Origin of the sequence: Pseudarthrobacter sp. NPDC080039 (genome assembly GCF_040702335.1) — a bacterium.
In the GTDB taxonomy this organism is placed as follows: Bacteria; Actinomycetota; Actinomycetes; order Actinomycetales; family Micrococcaceae; genus Arthrobacter; species Arthrobacter enclensis_A.
On sequence record NZ_JBFBKY010000007.1, the window covers coordinates 15,744 to 35,717 of the forward strand.

General features: G+C 66.0%; 15 protein-coding genes and 1 pseudogene. 5 read left to right on the forward strand and 11 right to left on the reverse strand.

Translation table 11 applies throughout. From position 1 onward, the window contains the following. The first annotated feature begins 39 nt into the window (after positions 1 to 39). Positions 40 to 1,479, forward strand: a complete 1,440-nt coding sequence (locus tag AB0313_RS10065; RefSeq protein ID WP_366305313.1) for a sugar porter family MFS transporter — start codon at positions 40 to 42, stop codon at positions 1,477 to 1,479. Between the two features lie 123 nt (positions 1,480 to 1,602). Here AB0313_RS10065 and AB0313_RS10070 read toward each other — a convergent pair whose 3' ends face one another. From AB0313_RS10070 to AB0313_RS10095, 6 genes are all read right to left on the reverse strand, one after another. After that, positions 1,603 to 2,829, reverse strand: a complete 1,227-nt coding sequence (locus tag AB0313_RS10070; RefSeq protein WP_366305315.1) for an MFS transporter — start codon at positions 2,827 to 2,829, stop codon at positions 1,603 to 1,605. 43 nt (positions 2,830 to 2,872) lie between these two features. Beyond that, the gene (locus tag AB0313_RS10075) at positions 2,873 to 3,313 is read right to left on the reverse strand and encodes a MarR family transcriptional regulator (protein ID WP_366305511.1); all 441 of its coding nucleotides are present in this window, start codon (positions 3,311 to 3,313) and stop codon (positions 2,873 to 2,875) included. A 41-nt stretch (positions 3,314 to 3,354) separates the two neighbouring features. Continuing rightward, complete coding sequence (locus AB0313_RS10080; protein ID WP_307309331.1) at positions 3,355 to 3,846, reverse strand: GNAT family N-acetyltransferase; 492 nt, start codon at positions 3,844 to 3,846, stop codon at positions 3,355 to 3,357. A gap of 179 nt (positions 3,847 to 4,025) precedes the next feature. Beyond that, entirely contained in the window at positions 4,026 to 5,189 is a 1,164-nt protein-coding gene (locus AB0313_RS10085; RefSeq protein WP_366305316.1) for a mannitol-1-phosphate 5-dehydrogenase, read from the reverse strand. Next, the gene (locus tag AB0313_RS10090) at positions 5,189 to 7,234 is read right to left on the reverse strand and encodes a PTS mannitol transporter subunit IICBA (protein WP_366305317.1); all 2,046 of its coding nucleotides are present in this window, start codon (positions 7,232 to 7,234) and stop codon (positions 5,189 to 5,191) included. Before AB0313_RS10090 ends, AB0313_RS10085 begins: the two co-directional genes overlap by 1 nt. Positions 7,235 to 7,321: 87 nt before the next feature. Continuing rightward, the gene (locus tag AB0313_RS10095) at positions 7,322 to 8,050 is read right to left on the reverse strand and encodes a TetR/AcrR family transcriptional regulator (protein ID WP_141945056.1); all 729 of its coding nucleotides are present in this window, start codon (positions 8,048 to 8,050) and stop codon (positions 7,322 to 7,324) included. A 161-nt stretch (positions 8,051 to 8,211) separates the two neighbouring features. Between AB0313_RS10095 and ptsP the strand changes: the two genes are divergently transcribed. Genes ptsP through AB0313_RS10110 form a run of 3 tightly spaced genes read left to right on the forward strand, consistent with a single transcriptional unit; the run spans position 8,212 to position 11,204 of the window. After that, entirely contained in the window at positions 8,212 to 9,897 is a 1,686-nt protein-coding gene (gene ptsP / locus AB0313_RS10100; protein WP_366305319.1) for a phosphoenolpyruvate--protein phosphotransferase, read from the forward strand. Positions 9,898 to 9,933: 36 nt separating this feature from the next. Beyond that, a complete protein-coding gene (locus tag AB0313_RS10105; protein ID WP_141945052.1) occupies positions 9,934 to 10,371 on the forward strand; it encodes a helix-turn-helix domain-containing protein in 438 nt (145 codons plus the stop codon). 59 nt (positions 10,372 to 10,430) lie between these two features. Then, on the forward strand, positions 10,431 to 11,204 hold the full coding sequence (locus AB0313_RS10110) for an alpha/beta hydrolase (protein ID WP_366305321.1): 774 nt from the start codon (positions 10,431 to 10,433) through the stop codon (positions 11,202 to 11,204). A 24-nt stretch (positions 11,205 to 11,228) separates the two neighbouring features. On the opposite strand, the pseudogene AB0313_RS10115 reads toward AB0313_RS10110, so the two are convergent. Next, a pseudogene (locus tag AB0313_RS10115) lies at positions 11,229 to 12,594 on the reverse strand (helix-turn-helix domain-containing protein). An 88-nt stretch (positions 12,595 to 12,682) separates the two neighbouring features. On the opposite strand from AB0313_RS10115, the gene ald reads away from it, so the two are divergent. Next, positions 12,683 to 13,801, forward strand: a complete 1,119-nt coding sequence (gene ald / locus AB0313_RS10120; protein ID WP_141946682.1) for an alanine dehydrogenase — start codon at positions 12,683 to 12,685, stop codon at positions 13,799 to 13,801. Positions 13,802 to 13,873: 72 nt separating this feature from the next. On the opposite strand, the gene AB0313_RS10125 is transcribed toward ald, so the two are convergent. The 4 genes from AB0313_RS10125 to AB0313_RS10140 form a co-directional block, all read right to left on the reverse strand. Then, positions 13,874 to 14,935: a Gfo/Idh/MocA family oxidoreductase gene (locus AB0313_RS10125; RefSeq protein WP_366305323.1), complete on the reverse strand. Its 1,062-nt coding sequence runs from the start codon at positions 14,933 to 14,935 to the stop codon at positions 13,874 to 13,876. A gap of 87 nt (positions 14,936 to 15,022) precedes the next feature. After that, the gene (locus AB0313_RS10130) at positions 15,023 to 16,738 is read right to left on the reverse strand and encodes an ABC transporter family substrate-binding protein (protein WP_141945046.1); all 1,716 of its coding nucleotides are present in this window, start codon (positions 16,736 to 16,738) and stop codon (positions 15,023 to 15,025) included. Between the two features lie 50 nt (positions 16,739 to 16,788). Next, positions 16,789 to 18,987: an ABC transporter ATP-binding protein gene (locus AB0313_RS10135; protein WP_366305325.1), complete on the reverse strand. Its 2,199-nt coding sequence runs from the start codon at positions 18,985 to 18,987 to the stop codon at positions 16,789 to 16,791. Continuing rightward, positions 18,984 to 19,973, reverse strand: a complete 990-nt coding sequence (locus AB0313_RS10140) for an ABC transporter permease (RefSeq protein WP_366305327.1) — start codon at positions 19,971 to 19,973, stop codon at positions 18,984 to 18,986. The genes AB0313_RS10135 and AB0313_RS10140 overlap by 4 nt, the downstream gene beginning before the upstream one ends. Position 19,974 lies beyond the last annotated feature (1 nt).

A 19,974-nucleotide genomic window follows, 5' to 3' on the forward strand; every position in this document is an offset into this window, starting at 1 on the left:
TCCGCACCGCATCCATAGAACCCAAACCCAGGGAGAACCATGCCCACTGCACAGGAGCAGACCACCACCGGGATACCGCGGCGGGTGATCTGGCTGGCGCTCGCGGGGGCGGTGGGCGGATTCCTCTTCGGCTTTGACTCGTCCGTGGTCAACGGCGCCGTGGACGCCATGAAGGAAGAATTCGCGCTGTCCGAGGCCGTCACCGGCTTCGCCGTCGCCATCGCCCTGCTGGGCTGTGCCGCCGGAGCCTTCCTGGCAGGCAAGGTGGCCGACCGGTATGGACGCATCCCGGCCATGAAGCTGGGCGCCCTGCTGTTCCTGGTCAGCGCCATCGGTACGGGATTCGCGTTCGGCGTGTGGGACCTGGTGTTCTGGCGCCTGGTAGGCGGACTGGGCATCGGCCTGGCCTCCGTGATCGCGCCCGCATACATCTCCGAGATTTCGCCGCGCAAGGTCCGCGGCCGCCTCGCGTCGCTGCAGCAGCTGGCCATCACCACCGGTATCTTTGCCGCCCTGCTCTCGGACGCGCTCTTTGCCACCAGTGCAGGCGGCGCGGACCAGTCGTTCTGGCTGGGCATCGAGTCGTGGCGCTGGATGTTCCTGGCCGCTGCCGTACCGGCCGTCGTCTACGGCTGGGTCGCCTTCACCCTGCCCGAGTCCCCGCGGTTCCTGGTCTTCCAGGGCAAGGAGGACGAGGCCCGGAAGATCTTCGCCTCCATCGCCCCCGGGGAGGACACCGACCGGCATATCCGTGACATCCGGGAGGCCATCGAGGAAGACAAGCTGGCGGGCCAAAAAGGGTCCCTCCGCGGTAAGACGTTCGGCCTGCAGGCAGTGGTCTGGGTGGGCATCATCCTGTCCGTGCTGCAGCAGTTCGTGGGCATCAACGTGATCTTCTACTACTCCACCACGCTGTGGAAGGCCGTGGGCTTCCAGGAAAAGGACTCCCTGGCCATCTCGGTGGCCACCTCCATCACCAACATCCTGGTAACCCTGGTGGCCATCGCTTTGGTGGACCGCGTGGGGCGCCGCCCCATCCTCCTGACCGGCTCCGTGGGCATGGCCGTGTCCCTCGGCGCCATGGCGCTGGCGTTCTCTTCGGCAAAGGGCAGCGGCGAAGACATCACCCTGCCCGGCGCCTGGGGACCCGTCGCGCTGGTGGCCGCCAACGTCTTCGTGGTCAGCTTCGGCGCGTCATGGGGGCCGCTGGTGTGGGTGCTCCTCGGCGAGATCTTCCCCTCCAAGATCCGTGCCCGTGCGCTCGGCCTGGCGGCTGCGGCACAGTGGGTGGCCAACTTCGTGATCACCCTCAGCTTCCCGGTGATGGCCGCGGTTTCGCTGCCGCTGACCTACGCCATGTATGCCCTGTTCGCCGCGGCGTCCTTCTTCTTTGTCATGTTCAAGGTGCCGGAGACCAACGGCATGTCCCTGGAACAGGCCGACACCCTGTTCGTACCCAAGGGGTCCGCCAAGGCCTAGGAACGCCCCATCACGTTCCGCGGTTTATCCCCCGACGCTCCATCAGCTCCCGCGGTTAAACAGCAAACCCTCCATCACATGTCGTGATGGAGGGTTTGCTGTTTCCTGCGGGGGGAACGGCGGTTAGACGACGTGCGGTTCGTGCGAGGACAGGTAGGCGCGGCCGCCAAACGCGATTGCGATGGCCACCACCATGGCCACGGCCCCGGCGAAGAACGGTACCTGCGGGCCAAAGTGCTCGCCCAGCTGCGCGGCCGCGAACGGGGCCAGGGCGCCGCCCATCCAGCGGACAAAGTTGTAGCCGGAGGATGCCACGGGGCGGGGTGAGTCAGAGACGCCCATGGCCAGCTCGGTATAGATGGTGTTGTTGACTCCCAGCAGGGCGCCGGCAACAATCACCAGGACGACGACGGCAGGAACGGAGTGCCCGGCCGCCAGTCCCAGCCCGGCCAGGTCCAGCATGAGCAGGAACAGCGTGCCCGTGAGTACCTTGACGGCGCCGAAGCGGGCCTGCAGCGGGGGTGCCACGAAGACGGAGAATACGGCCACGGCCACCCCCCAGCCGAAGAAGACGCCGCCAATGCCGTAGGCATTCATGCCCAGGATGAACGGCGTGAAGGCCAGGATGGTGAAGAAGCCGTAGTTGTAGAACAGGCCGCTTGCCGCCGTCGTCCGCAGGCCCTTGTGCCCGAGTGCCAGCAGGGGGTCGCGCAGGCGGACCTTGCGCTCGGGCAGCGGGGTCTTGGGCAGCAGGGCGATCAGGGCGATGAAGGCGGCAGCCATCAGCACGGCGGTGCCGAAGAACGGGGCGCGCCACTGCCAGCCGCCAAGGAGGGCGCCGAGCAGCGGGCCGAGGGAAATGCCCAGGCCCAGGGCGGCTTCGTACAGGATGATGGCCGTTCCGGCGCCGCCGCTGGCCACGCCCACGATCACGGCGAGGGCGGTGGCCACGAACAGGGCATTGCCCAGCCCCCAGCCGGCACGGAAGCCCACCAGCTCCCCGACGCTTCCGGACAGGCCGGACAGCGAGGAGAAGACGACGATCACGGCCAGGCCGATCAGCAGTGTCTTCTTACCGCCGATCCGGGAGGAAACGAAGCCCGTGATCAGCATGGCCAGCGCGGTGACCATGAAGTAGCTGGTGAAGAGCAGGGAGACCTGGCTTTGCGTTGCCTCGAGGTTGGTGGCGATGGCGGGGAGGATGGGATCCACCAGGCCGATGCCCATGAAGGCGAACACTGCGGCGAGGGCGGTGGCCCACACCGCCTTGGGCTGCTTCAGGAACGAGGCCTTTTCAGCCTGCAGGGTGTTTTCTGGTGCTTGCAGGGTTTCTGCGAGCTGGCCGTCCATGGAGGGTACTCCTAAGTTCGAGGCTGGTTTGGTACTGATCAGTTCAGTTCTGGATGAATGCATTGATCTTGTCGATGACCGGCAGGGCGTCCGCCAGGGCTTTGCGGTCCTGGTCGGTGAGGGTGCCGAGGATCTCGGCCATCACCTGGTTGCGGCGCTTGTTCGCGGAGTCGACGGCGGCACGGCCTTCGTCAGTCAGGATCACCCGGACAGCGCGGGAGTCGGTTGGGTCCGGCTCCCGCCGGGCAAGGCCGGCGCGTTCAAGCTTGATGATCTGCTCCGTAGCGCTGGGTACACGCACGCCGAGGTTCCGGGCAATCTCGCCGACGCGCTGGCCTTCTCCCATCAACATCTTGAGGGTGCTGAGCTGGGCGGCGCTGAGTTCACCGTCGGCGTCCAGGCGCCGAACGAGGTAAACACCGTGTCGGAGGGCTTCGCGGAACCCGCTGGCGAGTTCCTGCAGTTGGACATCGTTCGTATTCATCATTAGGTAGCCTAACAGTTAGGGTGCCTAACGGTCAAGGGTTAAAGCTTCAGCTTCATGCCCACATGGCTTCCTTCGAACCCGAGCTGCCCGTAGAACCGTTGGGCCGCTGAACGGCTCGCATGGGTGGTCAGCTGCATCAGGCTGCAGCCGCGCCTCCTTGACTCCCCGATTGCCCACCCCACCATGAGCTTCCCCACGCCCTGGCCGCGAAGTGCTGCCGCTACCCGGACGCCCTCAAGCTGCGAGCGCCAGGCTCCCTGCCTGGAGATGCCGGGGAGGAAGCTCAGCTGGAAGGTGGCAACCACCGGGCCGCCCGGTTCGCCTGGCGGCACCAGCCCGCCCACCAGCAGCAGGTGGTTGGGATCGGCCTCGATCGCCTCGAAAGCGCGCAGGTACGGCTCCATGTCCTCGGCAATTTCGCGGCCTGCGCCCAGGGCATCGTCTGCCAGCAGCCGCACCATGGCAGGCAGGTCGTCGCGGGTGGCATGGCGCAGGCGGAACGTGCCGCCTTCAACCTCGGCGGTGAACACGACAGGAGCGGCATCGTCAGTAGGGATCACCCGCCCAGCTTGGCACAGGAAAAGAACGACGCCGGCACTCGCGGAAGTGCCGGCGTCGTCCTGATGCGGCGTTGCCGGAATTCCTGCAGGATCTGATGGAGCGTGGCGTCAGGGGGTGCAGGAAGTGATGGCGCGTGGCAGGGGGTGGCTCAGGCGGGGGTGCCGGCCATTTCCGCCTGCCGTTCCTCCACCAAGGTGGCAACGGCGTTGAACAGCGGGTGCCCGGGCTCGAGGCCGGTGATCCTGGCCGTGGCGTCAGCGGGGTTCTCGGACCCCAGGATGGCCGCGAGCTCGGTGGCCTCGGCATCGGCGGGATCGTTGAACCGAAGGGCGGACGCAATGGCACCCAGCAGGGCCTCCGGCACCACGCCGCGTTCGGCGAGTTCCGCGGCCGGGCCGATGAAGCGCTCGTGCCGGCCCAGCTTCCGGAGAGGAGCCCGGCCCACCCTGTTCACGGTGTCCGGCAGGTACGGGTTCGTGAACCTGGCCAGGATCTTCCGGACGTAGGCCTCCTGCTCATCGTTGCTGAACTCGTGCTTGGCCACCAGGAGCTGCTTGGTCTCCTCCAGCACTGCGCGCACATCCTCGGCCACGTCCTGGTCCGCCATGGCCTCGGAGATTTTCTCCAGGCCTGCTTCGAACCCGAAGTACGCCGCCGAGGCGTGCCCGGTGTTGACCGTGAACAGCTTCCGTTCGATGTACGGCGAGAGGTCGTCCACGAAGGTGGCTCCGGGGATTACCGGGGCGGCATCACCAAAGGCGGTCCGGTCGATGACCCACTCGTAGAAGGTTTCCACGGTAACGTCCAGGCCCTGCCCCGCCTCCTGGTTGGGCACGATCCGGTCCACGGCGGTGTTGGCGAAAACCGCCTTCCCATCCAGCACAGCGGCGGTGACCCCCGGCTGGGAGGCCACCTCCTTTGCCAGGATGTCCGTGGCGTTGATCGCGTTCTCGCAGGCCATCACCTGCAGGGGCGCCATGCCGGGCTCCCTGGCAACGATGCCCTTGGCGATCACGGGCGCCACGAACTTCAGGATGTGCGGCCCCACGGCGGTGGTGACGATGTCCGCCGTCGCAATTTCCTGGACCAGCTCCGCTTCCTGGGCGTTGGAGTTCAGGGCCCGGAAGTTGTCCACCGTGCGCACCGCGGGGTTCTCGCCCACCTCATGCACGGCGTAGCTGTCCGCTTCCTTGAGCCGGTTGATGAGTTCCTCGGCGACGTCCGCGAACACCACCTCGTAGCCTGCGTCGTGCAGGAGCAGGCCCACGAAGCCGCGGCCGATGTTGCCGGCACCAAAATGTACTGCCTTCACTACGCGTTGACCTTTCCGAAGAGCTCAAGGACTTCGTCCTCGGACGTGGCAGCCTCAAGCCGTGCCACCTGCTCCTTGTTCGTGAAGACCTTGGCGATGGAGGACAGGATGTGCAGGTGTTCGTTGTTGATGCCTGCGACACCCACCACGAACTTAACTTCCTTGCCGTTCCAGTCGATGCCTTCGGGGTAGCGGATGACGGACACTGCCGACTTGCGGATATGGTCCTTGGCGGCGTTGGTGCCGTGCGGGATGGCAAGGAAGCTGCCCATGTAGGTGGACACCGATTCCTCGCGTTCGTGCATGGCGGCGATGTAGCCTTCGTCCACGGCGCCACGGGCCAGCAGCAGCCTGCCCGCCTCGTCAATTGCGGCGTCGCGGGTGGTGGCGGAACCGGTCAGGATTACGCTTTCGCGCGCCAGGATCTCCGGGGAGCCTGCCGGTGCCGCGGCAGCGGCTGCGGGCTGGGCGTCCAGCGGCGCGTTGGCGGCGTGCGCGCCGTGGGTGGCACCGGCGTCGCCTGCTTCGCCCTCGGTGTTGCTCTCCCGGACCAGCTCTACGATCTCGTCATAGCGTGGGCTATTCATGAAGTTGTCCACGGAGTAGTGGACGGCACTGGAGGTGACCGGCTTGGCGCGTTCGGTCAGGTCCTGGTGGGTGACCACAACGTCGTAGGTGTCGCTGAGGTTGGCGATGGAGGCGTTGGTGACCTTGACGTCCGGGAACCCGGCCGCCTTGATCTTGTTCCGCAGCACCGAGGCGCCCATGGCGCTGGAGCCCATGCCGGCGTCGCAAGCGAAGACGATGTTCCGCACCGGGCCGGCGAGGACGCCCACTCCGCCGCGGCCGGCGGCAGCGGCGCCTGCGGCGGTCCCTGCACCGGCACCGGTGAGCGTGGAAGCAACGGAGCTCTTCTTGCCCTTCATTGCCTCCATGCGGGAAGTGGCGTCGCCGAGGTCCGCCTCGTCACTGTGCTTGGTGGTCCGCAGGATCACCGAGGAGACCAGGAAGGACACCGTCGCGGCGAGCACCACCGACAGGATCACGCCGAAGTAACTGTCGCGGGAGGTCTGCGCCAGCACGGCGAAGATGGAACCAGGCGCGGCCGGTGCCACGAGGCCCGAGTTGGTGATGGCCAGGGTGGCGATGCCGGTCATGCCGCCGGCGATCGTGCCCAGGATCAGCAGCGGGCGCATCAGGACGTACGGGAAGTAGATCTCGTGGATGCCGCCGAAGAACTGGATGATGGCCGCGCCGGGCGCCGATGCCTTGGCAGCGCCGCGGCCGAAGAACGTGTAAGCGAGCAGCAGGCCCAGGCCGGGGCCGGGGTTGGCCTCCAGCAGGAACAGGATGGACTTGCCCTGCTCCAGGGACTGCTGCACGCCCAGCGGGGTGAGCACGCCGTGGTTGATGGCGTTGTTGAGGAACAGGACCTTGGCGGGTTCGATGAAGATGCTGGTCAGCGGCAGCAGGCCGTTGTGGACCAGGAACTGCACGAAGTTTCCCGCGGCCGTACTGAAGGCGGTAACCAGGGGCGATATGCCGTAGAAGCCCAGCAATGCCAGGAGCGCACCCCAGATGCCTGCGGAGAAGTTGTTGACCAGCATTTCGAAGCCGGGGCGGATCTTGCCGTCCCAGATCATATCGATCTTCTTCATGGTCCAGCCGCCCAGGGGGCCCATGATCATGGCGCCGATGAACATCGGGATGCCGGCGCCCACGATCACGCCCATGGTGCCGATGGCACCGACCACGCCGCCGCGGACGTCGTAGACCATCTTGCCGCCGGTGTAACCGATGAGCAGCGGCAGGAGGTAGGTGATCATGGGGCCTACCAGGCCAATATTGGGCTTCCCATCAGTCTCGCCGAAACCACCGAGCTGCGGAACGGGCAGCCAGCCCTTCTCGATGAAGAGGGCGGTGATGATGCCCCAGGCGATGAACGCGCCAATGTTGGGCATGATCATGCCGGACAGGAATGTCCCGAACTTTTGGACGTGCACGCGCGCGCTGGTGCGGGGTTTTGCAACTGTCTCTGTTGCCATGTGATTTCCTAACCGTCATTCCTGCTGCTCCGCAGGATTGGTCCGATGATTACGACGACGTACTGCTGGGTATTGCGGGTTGTGGGGCTAACCGGCCGGGCTGGTGGAGATCCGGTGCAGCCATTCGAGGAAAAGCTTGAGTTCCGAGCTGGAAAGCTGGTCAGAGTGCGAGGCCTGAAGTGCGGCGTTCAGGGCGATCGCTGCCACCACCACCGAGGACTTCCCGGTGCCGCCCGTGGCCGGGCCGCTGGCGGGCTCGGCGGACACTGCGAAGATCATGGCGTCCCGGGTCATGGTGGACAGTTCAAGGTTGCGTTCGGTGGCGGGCTCCGCAATCAGCATCAGCGTCACGCCCACGTTGGCCGCCAGGATGGACCTGGCCGCCTCCCTGGGCTGGACGTTGAGCTGGCCCGCCGCCGCTGCCTTGTTCAGCATCTCCTCCATCAGCGCCTCGGCGTCAGCCACGATGGCCGGCCGGCTTTCCGGGCGGATGTTGCCGAACATCACCAAGTACAACTCGGGCTGGTTCAGGCCGAACTGGACGTGGTTGTCCCACATTCTCCGGATGTCCTCAAGAGGCTGTCCGGAGGGGGCGAAGTCCCTTTCGCCCGCGACATATTCTTCAAACCCTGCGGCGACGACGGCGTCGAACAGACCTTCCTTGTCACCGAAGTGGTGGTACAGCGTAGGAGCCGACACCCCTGCCAGCTGGGTGATCTGGCGGGTGGAGACCGGAGCCCCCGCGGAATTTGCCAGCAGTTCCGCGGCAGCACGGAGCAGCCGCATTTTGGGGGGAAGCTGGCCATCCAAACTCATAACCGCTACCCTAGCACCTATAGCGTTGCTATATGAACTGAATCACATACAATTTTTTCAGGCACGTTTCCTGCCCCTGGACGTAGCAGTCCTCCGGCGGACCCGGCACGGCGCCGGAGAACTTGGCGGGCCTGTCTACCGGCAGAGAATGAGGACCTTCAGTGCAGAACTTCCCAGGAGTAGGCGTCAGCCCCGGCCGTATCATCGGCACCATCCGGCAGATGCCCAAACCCATCAGTGAGCCTCCCGCCGGTGAACAGCTGGCACCGGACACCACTGCCGAGGAAGCCACTGCAGCACTGAAAGCGGCCTCCCAGGCCGTCCATGACGAACTGAAGGAGCGCGCCGCGCACGCCGTAGGCGATGGCAAGGCGGTACTGGAAGCCACGGCACTCATGGCCAAGGACACCATGCTGATCAAGGGCGCGGCCAAGCTGGTGGCCCGGGGCACCTCCGCCGAACGGGCCATTTGGGAATCCGGCTCCTCCGTGTCCGAAATGCTGCACAACCTGGGCGGTTACATGGCCGAGCGCGCCACCGACGTCCTGGACGTCCGCGCACGCATCGTGGCCGAGCTGCGGGGCGTGCCCGCACCCGGCATTCCCGCCTCCAGCACCCCGTTCGTCCTGGTGGCGGAGGACCTTGCCCCTGCCGACACCGCCACGCTTGATCCCAACAAGGTGCTGGCACTGGTTACCGCGGGCGGCGGCCCCCAGTCGCACACCGCCATCATCGCCCGCTCCCTGGGCCTGCCGGCCGTGGTTGCTGCCGTGGGCGTCGACGAACTGCCGGACGGCACCGAGGTGTACGTGGACGGCGCGGCCGGCCTCATCACCGCCGAGCCCGATGAATCCCTCCGCGCGACGGCGGAGGCATGGGCTGCCACGGCGTCGCTGCTGGCTGAGTTCACCGGCACGGGCACGACGGCGGACGGCCACGAAGTGCCGTTGCTCGCCAACGTGGGCGGCGGCAAGGACGCAGAAGCGGCCGCGAAGCTGGGCGCCCAGGGTGTGGGCCTGTTCCGCACGGAGTTCTGCTTCCTGGAACGGGACACCGAACCGTCCGTTGAGGAACAGGCGGCCGCCTACAAGAGCGTCTTCGATGCCTTCCCGGGCAAGAAGGTGGTCCTGCGCACCCTGGACGCGGGCGCCGACAAGCCGCTGCCCTTCCTCACCGACTCCACGGAGCCCAACCCGGCCCTCGGCGTCCGCGGCTACCGCACCGACTTCACCACCCCCGGCGTCCTGGACCGGCAGCTCGAAGCCATTGCACTGGCGCAGCAGCAGTCCCAAGCCGACGTCTGGGTCATGGCCCCCATGATCTCCACAGCGGAGGAAGCCTCCCGCTTCGCCTCCATGTGCGCAGACGCCGGGATCAAGACCCCCGGCGTGATGGTTGAAGTCCCCTCGGCTGCCCTGACCGCCGAGTCCATACTCCGCGAAGTCGCCTTCGCCAGCCTGGGCACCAATGACCTCACCCAGTACGCCATGGCCGCGGACCGCCAGCTCGGCCCGCTGGCCAACCTGAACACCCCGTGGCAGCCCGCGGTCCTGCGCCTCGTGGGGCTGACGGTGGAGGGGTCCCGGGCGGAAGGCCACAACAAGCCCGTTGGCGTCTGTGGTGAGGCTGCCGCGGACCCGGCCCTCGCCGTCGTCCTCACCGGCCTTGGCGTCAGCACCCTCTCCATGACGGCGCGTTCGCTCGCCGCTGTGGCAGCGGTCCTGAAGACAGTCACCCTGTCCGAAGCCCAGGAACTGGCCAAGCTGGCCCTGTCCGCACCGAGCGCCACCGAAGCCCGCGCGTGGGTGCGGGAGAAGCTGCCCGTACTCGAGGAGCTGGGCCTCTAACCCCGCCGCCGGCCGCACGCGGGATAGGCTACGTCCATGGCACTGATAGCCCCCCGCGTCACGGCCGGCCTCCCTGCCGGTGAGGCCCGCAGCCTTGCGCGCTCCCTCGAGGACAGCAATGACATCACCGTCTTCGTGGACGGCACCGTCCACCGCCTGCCCGGGCAGGCCCGGGACGCTGTCGTGGATCTGCTCGCCAGGCTCAGCCGCGGCGAAACTGTGACGGTCAGCAGTGTGGAGGAGATGCTCACCACCTCACGGGCAGCCGAACTCGCGGGCATTTCGCACACCTACCTGCGGAACATGACGGACCGCGGCGAGATTCCCGTGGAGTACCGGGGGTCGCACCGCCGGATCCGGACAGCCGACATCATGGCGTGGCTGGAGCAACAGAAGGCCGCCGCCCAAAAACACGCGGACCAAAAGCGCAAACACGAGAAGGCTGCCGCGGACCCCGCCGGCGCAGGTAAATAGTGCTGCCCCGATTGTTCCGCGTGCGGGGCCGGAAGGACCCGCGGCTTCAGGCAACCGAGGTGGAAGCAAACGGACTCAGGGGCCGCATCCTCTGGGCCGGCGGAACTCCCGCCCCGGCACCGGACGCCGCCGGCTCCGCAGCACCCGCCTACATCCTCATCCACGGCATCGGCGTTTCCCACCGCTACCTCCGGCGGCTCCACCACGAACTCGCCGCCGTCGCCCCCACCTATTCCCTGGATTTGCCGGGCTTTGCCGGCACGCCAAAACCCGGGCGGCAGCTGTCCGTGGCGGACTATGGCGCCTTCATCGCCCAGGCGCTGAAAGCGAACGGCATCAGGTCGTACATCCTGGTGGGCCACTCCATGGGCGCACAGTTCGCCATCGAGACGGCCCTCTACGCCCCCGGGCAGGCGCAGCGGCTGGTCCTGATGGGTCCGGTCGTGGACGCGCGGCACCGTAGTATCCGGCGGCAGGGCCTGGCGCTGTTCCTGGACGCGCTCCTCCGGGAAAGTGCCTCCTCCAACTGGCTCGTCTTCTCGGACTACTTCCGCTGCGGCCCGCGCTGGTACTTCACTATGTTGCCCGTGATGTTGGCCTACCCCACGGAGTCGAGGCTGGCAGGGATCAACGTTCCCGTGCTGGTCCTGCGCGGCAACCATGACCAGGTGGCCGGTGCCGACTGGTCGCTCCGGCTTTCGCAGGTGGTGCCGCAGGGCAGCTTCGTTGAAATTGCCCGGGCAGGACACGTGGCCCAGCACCTGCGCCCGCGCGAAGTGGCAGCCGCGATCAGGTCCTTTGCCGGTTCACCGGATGGAGCGGCCGCCGGGTAGCTCTGGTCCCGGGCCTTGATTTCCTCAGATGCGCGGCCGCGACGCCCACCGGCGCATCTTGAGTGCGGCGTGCAGTTCCAGCCGGGGCAGGCCCTTCAACGGGTCCACCCCCAGCAGCTGCCGGATCCGGCCCAGCCTGTTGTAAATGCTGCTGCGGTGCAGGTGGAGCCTGGTGGCCACGTCCTGGACGGAACCGTCGTTGTCATAGAGCAGCTCAAGGACAGGGATGAGCTCGCCGTTGCGGTCATGGTCCTCCAGCATCCGGAAGTACACGGAGCCCGAGTCAGCCCAGGCGCCCACCCCTCCCCCGGCCGAGGCCAGGAGCTGGTACACGCCGGTGGACCGGCAGTCCACCAGCTCGCCAAGCTGGGAATCCACCGCCGCCGCCTGGGCTGCCACCCGGGACTGCCGGTACGCCTCCGAGAGCTGGCGGGTTTTGGCAAAGCCCTCGCTGATGCCCAGGATGATCCGGTGCACCGGGCGGCCGGAACGCTTGGCCAGCTCAAGCTGGTAGTGGACCAAAAGCTGGGCGTGGTTGGCCCGGCCCGTGGTCTCGCGGAACAACACCACGGAGTGCGTTTCCGTTCCGGCACTGAAGAGCGCGGCATCCATTCCCACCGTTGCCTGCAGGGCGGTGGACCGATGGATCAGGGTGGACGCGATGGGGTCAGGTCCGCTGGCCCATCCGTCCGCGTCCAGCACCGTGACCATCTGCCATGGACCCCGGCCCTGGACTTCCTTCCAGCCCGCCACCGCGGCCACCGCATTGGGCTCCCCGGAACATGCCAGCAGGAACTCCCGCTCACGGCCCCGGCGGAACTCGGATTCAGCCGTATTTGAGTCAAGCAGAAGGCCTGACAGCAGCTCAAGCTCATGGTTGACGCCCGGCAACTGCGTGAGGATCGCCGTCGGGCTTTCCTCTGCCGACTCCTGCTGCACCCACAGGTAGCCCACTCTGAAACCCCGGACCATCAGCGGGACGCAGACGCGGCCCAGCATGCCGAGCTCCGGGTTGGCGGGAATCACGACGGGGCGGACGGCCGTGGCGATTCCGTGCGAGAGCTGCCATGCGCTCACGTCCGCCGGGACCTTCTTGCTCAACAGGAAATTCACGCGCACCCTGTCGGCATGCGACTGGTTGGAGCTGTAGGCGAGCAGGAGGCCGTCCAGGTCCTCAAGGGACAACCCGCGGCCCAGCTTCTGGGCCACCTGCTCGACGAGCTGTTCCACATCCTGCTGCTGCATGGGGCAACACTACTGCCTTGGCGGCGCGACAGACGAACCAACAGGAGGCGGCACCTGACGCTTCAGGACTCGACAGGTGTCGAGCCGACGGTATGAAAAACCGCGGAATATCAAGGTTGTTAACGTCCCAGGTTTGACAGCCCATGTCGCCTGGCTCACAGCCGGATTTATCGTTGAAACACGAAAGCATTTCCGCATTTCCGGCCCACCGGCCCTACAAACTGGAGCAGACGATGATCATCGGCGTCCCCAAAGAAATCAAGAACAACGAATTCCGCGTGGCCATCACCGCCGCCGGTGTCCACGAATTCCTTACCCACGGCCACACCGTCCTCGTAGAGCGCGGGGCCGGCCTGGGTTCGGGCATCACCGACGAGGAATACTCGATCGCCGGCGCCGAGATCGTCAACGAAGCCGATGACGTCTGGGCACGCGCCGACATGGTGATGAAGGTCAAGGAGCCCATCAAGTCCGAGTACCACCGCTTCCGCAAGGGCCTGATCCTCTTCACCTACCTGCACCTGGCAGCCGAGCCGGAACTGACCAAGGAACTCATCAACTCCGGCGTCACCGCCATCGCCTACGAAACCGTCCAGGAGGGCCGCTCCCTCCCGCTGCTGGCACCGATGTCCGAAGTTGCCGGCCGCCTGTCCGTCCAGGTCGGCGCCACCTCGCTGATGGCCCCCGCCGGCGGCAAGGGCGTGCTCATGGGCGGCGTGCCCGGCGTCCGCCCCGCCAAGGTGGTTGTCCTGGGCGCCGGTGTTGCCGGCACCAACGCAGCAGCCATGGCCCTGGGCCTGGGCGCCGACGTCACCATCCTGGACATCAACATTAACCGCCTGCGCGAACTGGACGCCCTGTACCAGGGCCGGCTGAAGACGGTGGCCTCCAACAAGTACGAGATCGAAAAGTCCGTGGTGGACGCGGACCTGGTCATCGGCTCAGTCCTGATCCCCGGTGCCAAGGCCCCCAAGCTGGTCACCAACGACCTCGTGGCCCGGATGAAGCCCGGCTCGGTCCTGGTGGACATCGCCGTGGACCAGGGCGGCTGCTTCGAGGACACCCACCCCACCACGCACCAGGAACCCACCTACAAGGTGCACAACACCATCTTCTACTGCGTCGCCAACATGCCGGGCGCCGTCCCCAACACCTCCACCTACGCTCTGACCAACGTCACCCTGCGCTACGCGGTTTCCCTGGCGAACCTGGGCGTCAAGGCCGCCTTCGACCGCGACCCCGCCCTCGCCGCCGGGCTCAACATCGCCGCCGGCCACGTGGCCCACCACTCCGTGTCCGAGGCCCACGGCCTGCCCCTCGTCGCTGACTGGCACGAGCTGGTTTCCGCCTAGTCACCCTTCATCGATTGCTCCGTAGTTGTCCTTTTGAACGCTCAGAACGGCAATTACGGAGCAATCGATCACTCATTTAAATACGCGTGCGGCTTCGATAACCTTCAGGACCTCCACGGCATCCTCCGGGTTTACGGGGAGGGGCAACTGTGAACTGGCGCCGCCGTCGAGGATTTTCGCTGCCAGCATGCGGTAGAACTCGGGGTAGTTCCCCCGTTCCGTGGGGAGCCGGTCCAGGTGTCCGTCCCGGCCCAGGAACCCGGCCCATTCCGTGTCTTCCCGGCCGTAGGCAGGGTCCAAAGGGCTGCCACCGGCAGCAAGGTAGGGCTCCTGAGGGTCCACGCCGTTCTTGGTGAAGCCGCCGATGGAGCCAAGGACACGGAAGCGGGGCCCCTGCTGTGCGCACAGCACATTCATGCTGAGATGGCTGGTCACCCCGGAATCATGGCGCAGAACCAGGAAAACATCGTCATCCGCACGCTCGTCGGACCGCCGAGCCTTCAGCTCGGCGTGGAGCACCGTGGCGGGTCCAAACAGCTGCAGGGCCTGGTCGATGAGGTGGCTGCCAAGATCGAAGAGCACCCCACCTCCGTCCGCCGCCGTGGCCCGCGCCTTCCACGCCTTGGCGATGGCCGGGGACCAGCGCTCGAAACGTGATTCGAACCGCGTCACGGCGCCGAAGGCCTGGGCAGCCAGCAACTTCTGCAGGGTGAGGAAATCGCCGTCCCACCTCCGGTTGTGGAACACGGTCAGCACCCGGCCCAGCTGCCGCGCCAGCTCAACCAGCTCCTGCCCCTGCGCGCTGGTGACCGCGAACGGTTTGTCCACCACAACATCCAGCCCTGCTTCCAGGGCGGCCCTGGCCAGCGGATGGTGCGTCGCCGGCGGCGTGGCCAGCACCACCAGGTCAAGGTCCGTTGCCCGTTTAAGGACCTCCGCTACGTCGCGCACCACATCAACCCCCGGAAGCCGGGATGAGGCACCCGCCTGCCGCCCGGCGTCGGACGTTGCAATGACGTCCAGCGAATAGCTGGGGTCGGCAGACAGCAGCGGGGCGTGGAATACGCTCCCTGCCAGCCCGTAGCCGACGACGGCGGTGCGGATGCTGCGCGGGGAGCCTTCGGTTCCGGTCATGGAAGCTACGCTACCCCTCGGTGCGCACTGTTAAACAGGGCTGGCACCCCTGGTCACCAGGGGTGCCAGCCTGTCCGCTGGGCTGTGTTACTTCTTTTCCCAGCCGATGGTGGTCCAGTCCGGAACCTGGGACAGGCTCTGGAACAGCGACGGGCCGTAGTTGGCCAGGCCGGAACGGACGAAGGAGATCTGCGGGCCGTTGAAGACCACGCCCATGGAGTAGTACTTGGCCATGTGCTCCTTCTCCACGTCCATGGCTGCCTTGTTGCGGGCGGCGTTGTCCTCGATGGAAGCGAGGTCGGCGATCTTCTTATCCAGCTCGGCGTCGCCCAGCTTGTTCTCGTTGACCTTGGAGTCGTAGTACTGCTTGACCGCATCAGTGGCATCGGGACCAACGGTGTAGCCGGAAATGCTCAGATCGAATTCGCGGCTGCCCAGGACCTTGCCGAAGTCGGCGGAGGCGCGCTGGTCAATCCCGACATCCATGCCGCCGGCCTGGAGCTGCTTCTGCAGGGTCTGGGCCACTGCGAGGGTGGTGGGATCATCACCGAAGTTGCTGATCTTGAAGGCAGCGGGCTTGCCGTCCTTTTCCATGATGCCGTTGGCGTTGGCCGTGTAGCCGGCGTCGGTGAGGACCTTCTTGGCGGCATCGGGTCCGGTCTCCTTGACCGGGTAGTTGTCCTGGTAGTAGTCGGAAAACGGCATCAGCATCATGGATCCGGAGCTGGGCTCCTCCCAGTTGAGGCCGTTGAAGCGGACCTTCCGGAGGGCTTCGCGGTCCACGGCGGCGAAGATTGCCTTGCGCACGTTGACGTCGGTGATGCGCTGGGCGTTGAGGTTCAGGCCGCCGGCAAAGAGCCGCTGGCCGCGCCGGATGTCGGTGTCCTTGGTGCCGTCAAGCTGCTTGTAGAGGGAGATGGTGTTGGCGTTCATGGCGTCGATCTCGCCGTTCTTGAACGCAGCAATCTGCGCGCTGGTCTCCAGCTGGCGGAAGGTCACGTTGGACAGGACGGGCTTCTGGCCCCACCACTTGTCGTTCGGCACCATGGTCACCGTCTTGGCCGCGGCATCGTACTGGTCCAGCTTGAAGGGACCGGCCATCCACTCGGGGTGCAGGTTGCCGTTGAAGCCCTCGTTGAAGATCTTGGGGGTGTTGACGGCGGGGTGGATGAGGCCGAAGAAAAGCGAATCCACCGGGAACACCGGACGGCTGGTCTTGACAATGACTTCTTTGTCGTTGCTGCCGGCCTCGACGGAATCGACGAACTCGTAGGCGCCTGAGCTGACGATGTCATAGCCGGCGTCCGGGCTCTTGAGGATGTTCCAGGTGTTCTTGAAGGCCCTGACGTCGATGGGGGTGCCGTCATTGTAGGTGGCCTTGGGGTTCACCTTGATGGTGATGGTCTGCTTGCCGTCCTTGACCACGCTGTCCACCGACTCGCAGAAGTCCGGGTTGGGGGTGACCTTGCCCTTGAAGTCCACCTTCCAGCAGCCGCCAATGCCGCCGCTGTTCATTGCCACCGGGTTCATGGGGACCTGAAGTGCGGAGTTGTCAGCGCTGTTGCCGTTGTTGGAGAAGCCGTTGAAGTCAGGGCCGATGTTGCCCACGGGAAGGGTGACCTTGCCGCCCTGCTGAAGATCGGCTGCCGGCTTCTCGTTAATGCTGATCAGTTTGGAGAGGTCGCTCCCCGAGTCCTGTCCCTTTGCTGTCTCCGGACCGCTGGCACCGCCACCGCCGCAGGCCGTCAGCGCCAGGGCCGCAGCAATGGCTGCAGCTCCGGCGATCCTGTTCAGTTTCCTCATGGTTTTCCCTTCATTGTGGTGCGAGTGGTGGTGCTTGGGGTCGAGAAATCTCAGGGGGAATGGTGCTCCGCGGTTTCGTGGACCACCAGCATGTCCTCATCCAGTTCCCCGTCAGGGAAGAAGCATGCGAACCGCTGGTCTGCGGTGGAGGCCGCGGCTTCCAGTGGCGGTTCCAGGGTGAGGCACTTTTCCTGCTTGGCCGGCGGCAGCGCCGCAAAGACGGGACAACGGGTGGCGAAGTTGCACCCCTTGGGAGCCTGCAGCGGCGAGGGCAGGTCGCCCTGGAGGATGATCCGTTCGCGGGTGCGTTCCAGCTGCGGGTCCGGTACGGGGATGGCGGAGAGGAGCGCGCGGGTGTACGGGTGCCGGGGGTTATCGAAGACGCGGTCCACCGCGCCGATCTCCACGATCTTCCCGAGGTACATGACCGCCACGCGGTTGGAGATGTGGCGCACCACCGATAGATCGTGCGCCACGAGCAGGTAGCTCAGGCCCAGGTCTGCGCGCAGGTGGTCCAGCAGATTGATAACGCCGGCCTGGACAGACACGTCAAGGGCTGAGACGGGCTCGTCCAGGACCACCAGCTTGGGGTTCACCGCGAGGGCCCGGGCGATTCCGATCCGCTGGCGCTGGCCGCCGGAGAACTGGTTGGGGAAGCGGTTGACGTGGTCCGGCTGCAGGCCCACCAGCTTCATCAGTTCCATGATCCGTTTCCTGATGGCGTCCCGGCCCATGCCGGCGTTCTCCAGGGGTTCGGCCAGGACTTCGTAGACGGTGAACCGGGGATCCAGCGCGCCGGTGGGGTCCTGGAACACCATCTGGAGTTCGCGCCGCATCCCGGCTTTGGTCTTCGCGTCGGCCGCCTGCTTGTTGCTGAGGCTCCCGATCACCACCTCACCGTCCTGGCCGGGGTGGAACTCCATGATTTCCAGCAGGGTGGTGGTCTTTCCCGAGCCCGACTCGCCCACAATGGAGAAGCACTCGCCTTCGCGGATGTCGAAGCTCACGCCGTCCACGGCCTTGACGGTGCCGATTTTCCGCTTGATCAGGGCACCCCTGGTCAAGGGGAAGTGCTTGCGCACCTCCTTGAGCTGCAGCACGGTCCGACGCTCGTCCCGGGGTACTGTGTCGAAGCGGGACACCGGCACCGGCGGGGCAGCGAACACGTCGTGGACATCCACGGAGCCGCCAAGGGATCCCGACTTGATGCAGGCGGCACGGTGCAGCGTACCAGCGCCGACCGGTTCCAGGCCCGGCTCACCGTCGAGGCAAGCGTCCGACGCGAGCGGGCAACGGGGGGCGAACGAGCAACCCGTGGGAGGGGTCAGAAGGTTCGGCGGCATCCCTTCGATGGGAACCAGCGAGGTCTTTTCCGTCACGTCCACCCGGGGGACGGCGCCGAGCAGCCCCAGGGTGTAGGGCATACGGGGACTGTAGTAGATATCGTCCACGGCGCCGGTTTCCACCGGCTTTCCCGCGTACATGACCATGATGTCGTCTGCCATCCCGGCCACCACACCAAGATCGTGCGTGATCATGACGACGGCGGCGCCGGTCTCCTCCTGCGCCGTGTGGAGCACCTCAAGGACCTGGGCCTGGATGGTAACGTCCAGGGCCGTCGTCGGCTCATCGGCGATCAGGACGCGCGGGTTGTTGGCGATGGCAATGGCAATCATGACGCGCTGGCGCATCCCGCCGGAGAATTCGTGCGGGAACGCCTTCAACCGTTCCCTGGGGCTTGGAATACCCACCATGGCCAGGAGTTCGACGGCGCGTGCTTCCTTTGCCTTCCTGCTCATGGCGGGGTGGTGGATGGTCAGCGCCTCGATGATTTGCGTGCCGACGGTAAACACAGGGGTCAGCGAGGAGAGGGGGTCCTGGAAGACCATGGCAAGGTCGTTGCCGCGGAACGCGCACATGTCCTTGTCGCTCAGTCCCAGCAGTTCCCGGCCCTTGAGCCGTACGGAACCGGAGACCTGGGCCGTTGGCGGGAGCAGTCCCATGATGGCCAGCGAGGTGACGGACTTGCCCGACCCCGATTCACCCACGATTCCCAGCGTCTTCCCGGGCAGGAGGTCGAAGTCGACGCCCCTGACAGCGTGGACCACGCCGTTTTCGGAGTTGAACCGGACATTCAGGCCCCGAACGGACAGGACGGCATCGGCAGGGGCATGCAGCCCCGCCGCGTGCAGGCGCTCCACGCCGGCCCGGGCTGGTTCGGTGGCTCCGGTGGTGGTTTTGCTGCTCATGCCGCCTTCTTTTCCGCGCTGGTCTTGCGGGCTTTGGCCTTCTTGGCTTTTCCGGTGGAACTTGAGCTGGGATCAAAGGCGTCCCGCAGGCCATCGTTCATCATGGCCAGGGAGCCGGTCAGCAGGAACATCACCGTGAGTGGTACCCAGAACATCCAGGGGAAGGTCTGCACCTGGGAGGTGGCGCCCCCGATCAGTACGCCGAGGCTCACGTCCGGCACCTTGATGCCGATGCCGATGAACGAAAAGGCCACCTCGGCCAGGATCGCCGCCGTGACGCCGCGGGTGATGTCCAGGATCAGGAGGGAACCAATGTTCGGAACCAGGTGCCGCCACACGATGCGCCGCGGCGGGACGCCCATGTACTGGGCTGCCTTGACGAAGTCCCGCTGCATCAGCGACATCGACATGGAACGGATCAGGCGAGCCGTTCCCATCCAGCTGAACACCAGCAGGACGATGATCAGCAGCAGCCAGGAAGGAACGTCGCGCGTAAGGCCCGCACCTCCGCCGCTGGTGGCGACGGCGACCACCAGGAGCGCCGGCATCATGATCAGCGCCTCCAGGATGAACAGCATCACCTTGTCCACCTTGCCGCCGAAGTAGGCCATGGTGCAGCCGTAGACGGCGGCGATCAGGACTGACACCAGGCCCACCACAAGGCCGATGAGGATGGAGATCCTGGTGCCCTCGACGGTCATGGCATAGAGGTCGATTCCCGCCTGGGACGTCCCAAGATAGTGGTCGGCGGACGGCGGCATCCCGATGTTGAAGGGGTCGATGGTTTCCTTGTCCCACGGCGTGAAGAACCCGCCGATGAACGAGAAGACCGTCAGGGCCACAAAGATGGCGAGGCCCGCCACTGCCGTCCTGTTGCGCAGGAACCGGCGGAAGATGATGGTGTTCTTGCCGATGACGACGTCGGCACTTTCCAGGTGCGCGTCCTGCGCCACCGCTGCCGGGTCAACGGCGTTCAGGTTGGTCATG

Bases quoted from the DNA above. Each gene is read 5' to 3' on its own strand.
- AB0313_RS10065 (WP_366305313.1), top strand. From the start codon at position 40: ATGCCCACTGCACAGGAGCAGACCACCACCGGGATACCGCGGCGGGTG.
- AB0313_RS10070 (WP_366305315.1), bottom strand. From the start codon at position 2,829: ATGGACGGCCAGCTCGCAGAAACCCTGCAAGCACCAGAAAACACCCTG.
- AB0313_RS10075 (WP_366305511.1), bottom strand. From the start codon at position 3,313: ATGAATACGAACGATGTCCAACTGCAGGAACTCGCCAGCGGGTTCCGC.
- AB0313_RS10090 (WP_366305317.1), bottom strand. From the start codon at position 7,234: ATGGCAACAGAGACAGTTGCAAAACCCCGCACCAGCGCGCGCGTGCAC.
- AB0313_RS10095 (WP_141945056.1), bottom strand. From the start codon at position 8,050: ATGAGTTTGGATGGCCAGCTTCCCCCCAAAATGCGGCTGCTCCGTGCT.
- AB0313_RS10105 (WP_141945052.1), top strand. From the start codon at position 9,934: ATGGCACTGATAGCCCCCCGCGTCACGGCCGGCCTCCCTGCCGGTGAG.
- ald (WP_141946682.1), top strand. From the start codon at position 12,683: ATGATCATCGGCGTCCCCAAAGAAATCAAGAACAACGAATTCCGCGTG.
- AB0313_RS10125 (WP_366305323.1), bottom strand. From the start codon at position 14,935: ATGACCGGAACCGAAGGCTCCCCGCGCAGCATCCGCACCGCCGTCGTC.
- AB0313_RS10130 (WP_141945046.1), bottom strand. From the start codon at position 16,738: ATGAGGAAACTGAACAGGATCGCCGGAGCTGCAGCCATTGCTGCGGCC.
- AB0313_RS10135 (WP_366305325.1), bottom strand. From the start codon at position 18,987: ATGAGCAGCAAAACCACCACCGGAGCCACCGAACCAGCCCGGGCCGGC.
- AB0313_RS10140 (WP_366305327.1), bottom strand. From the start codon at position 19,973: ATGACCAACCTGAACGCCGTTGACCCGGCAGCGGTGGCGCAGGACGCG.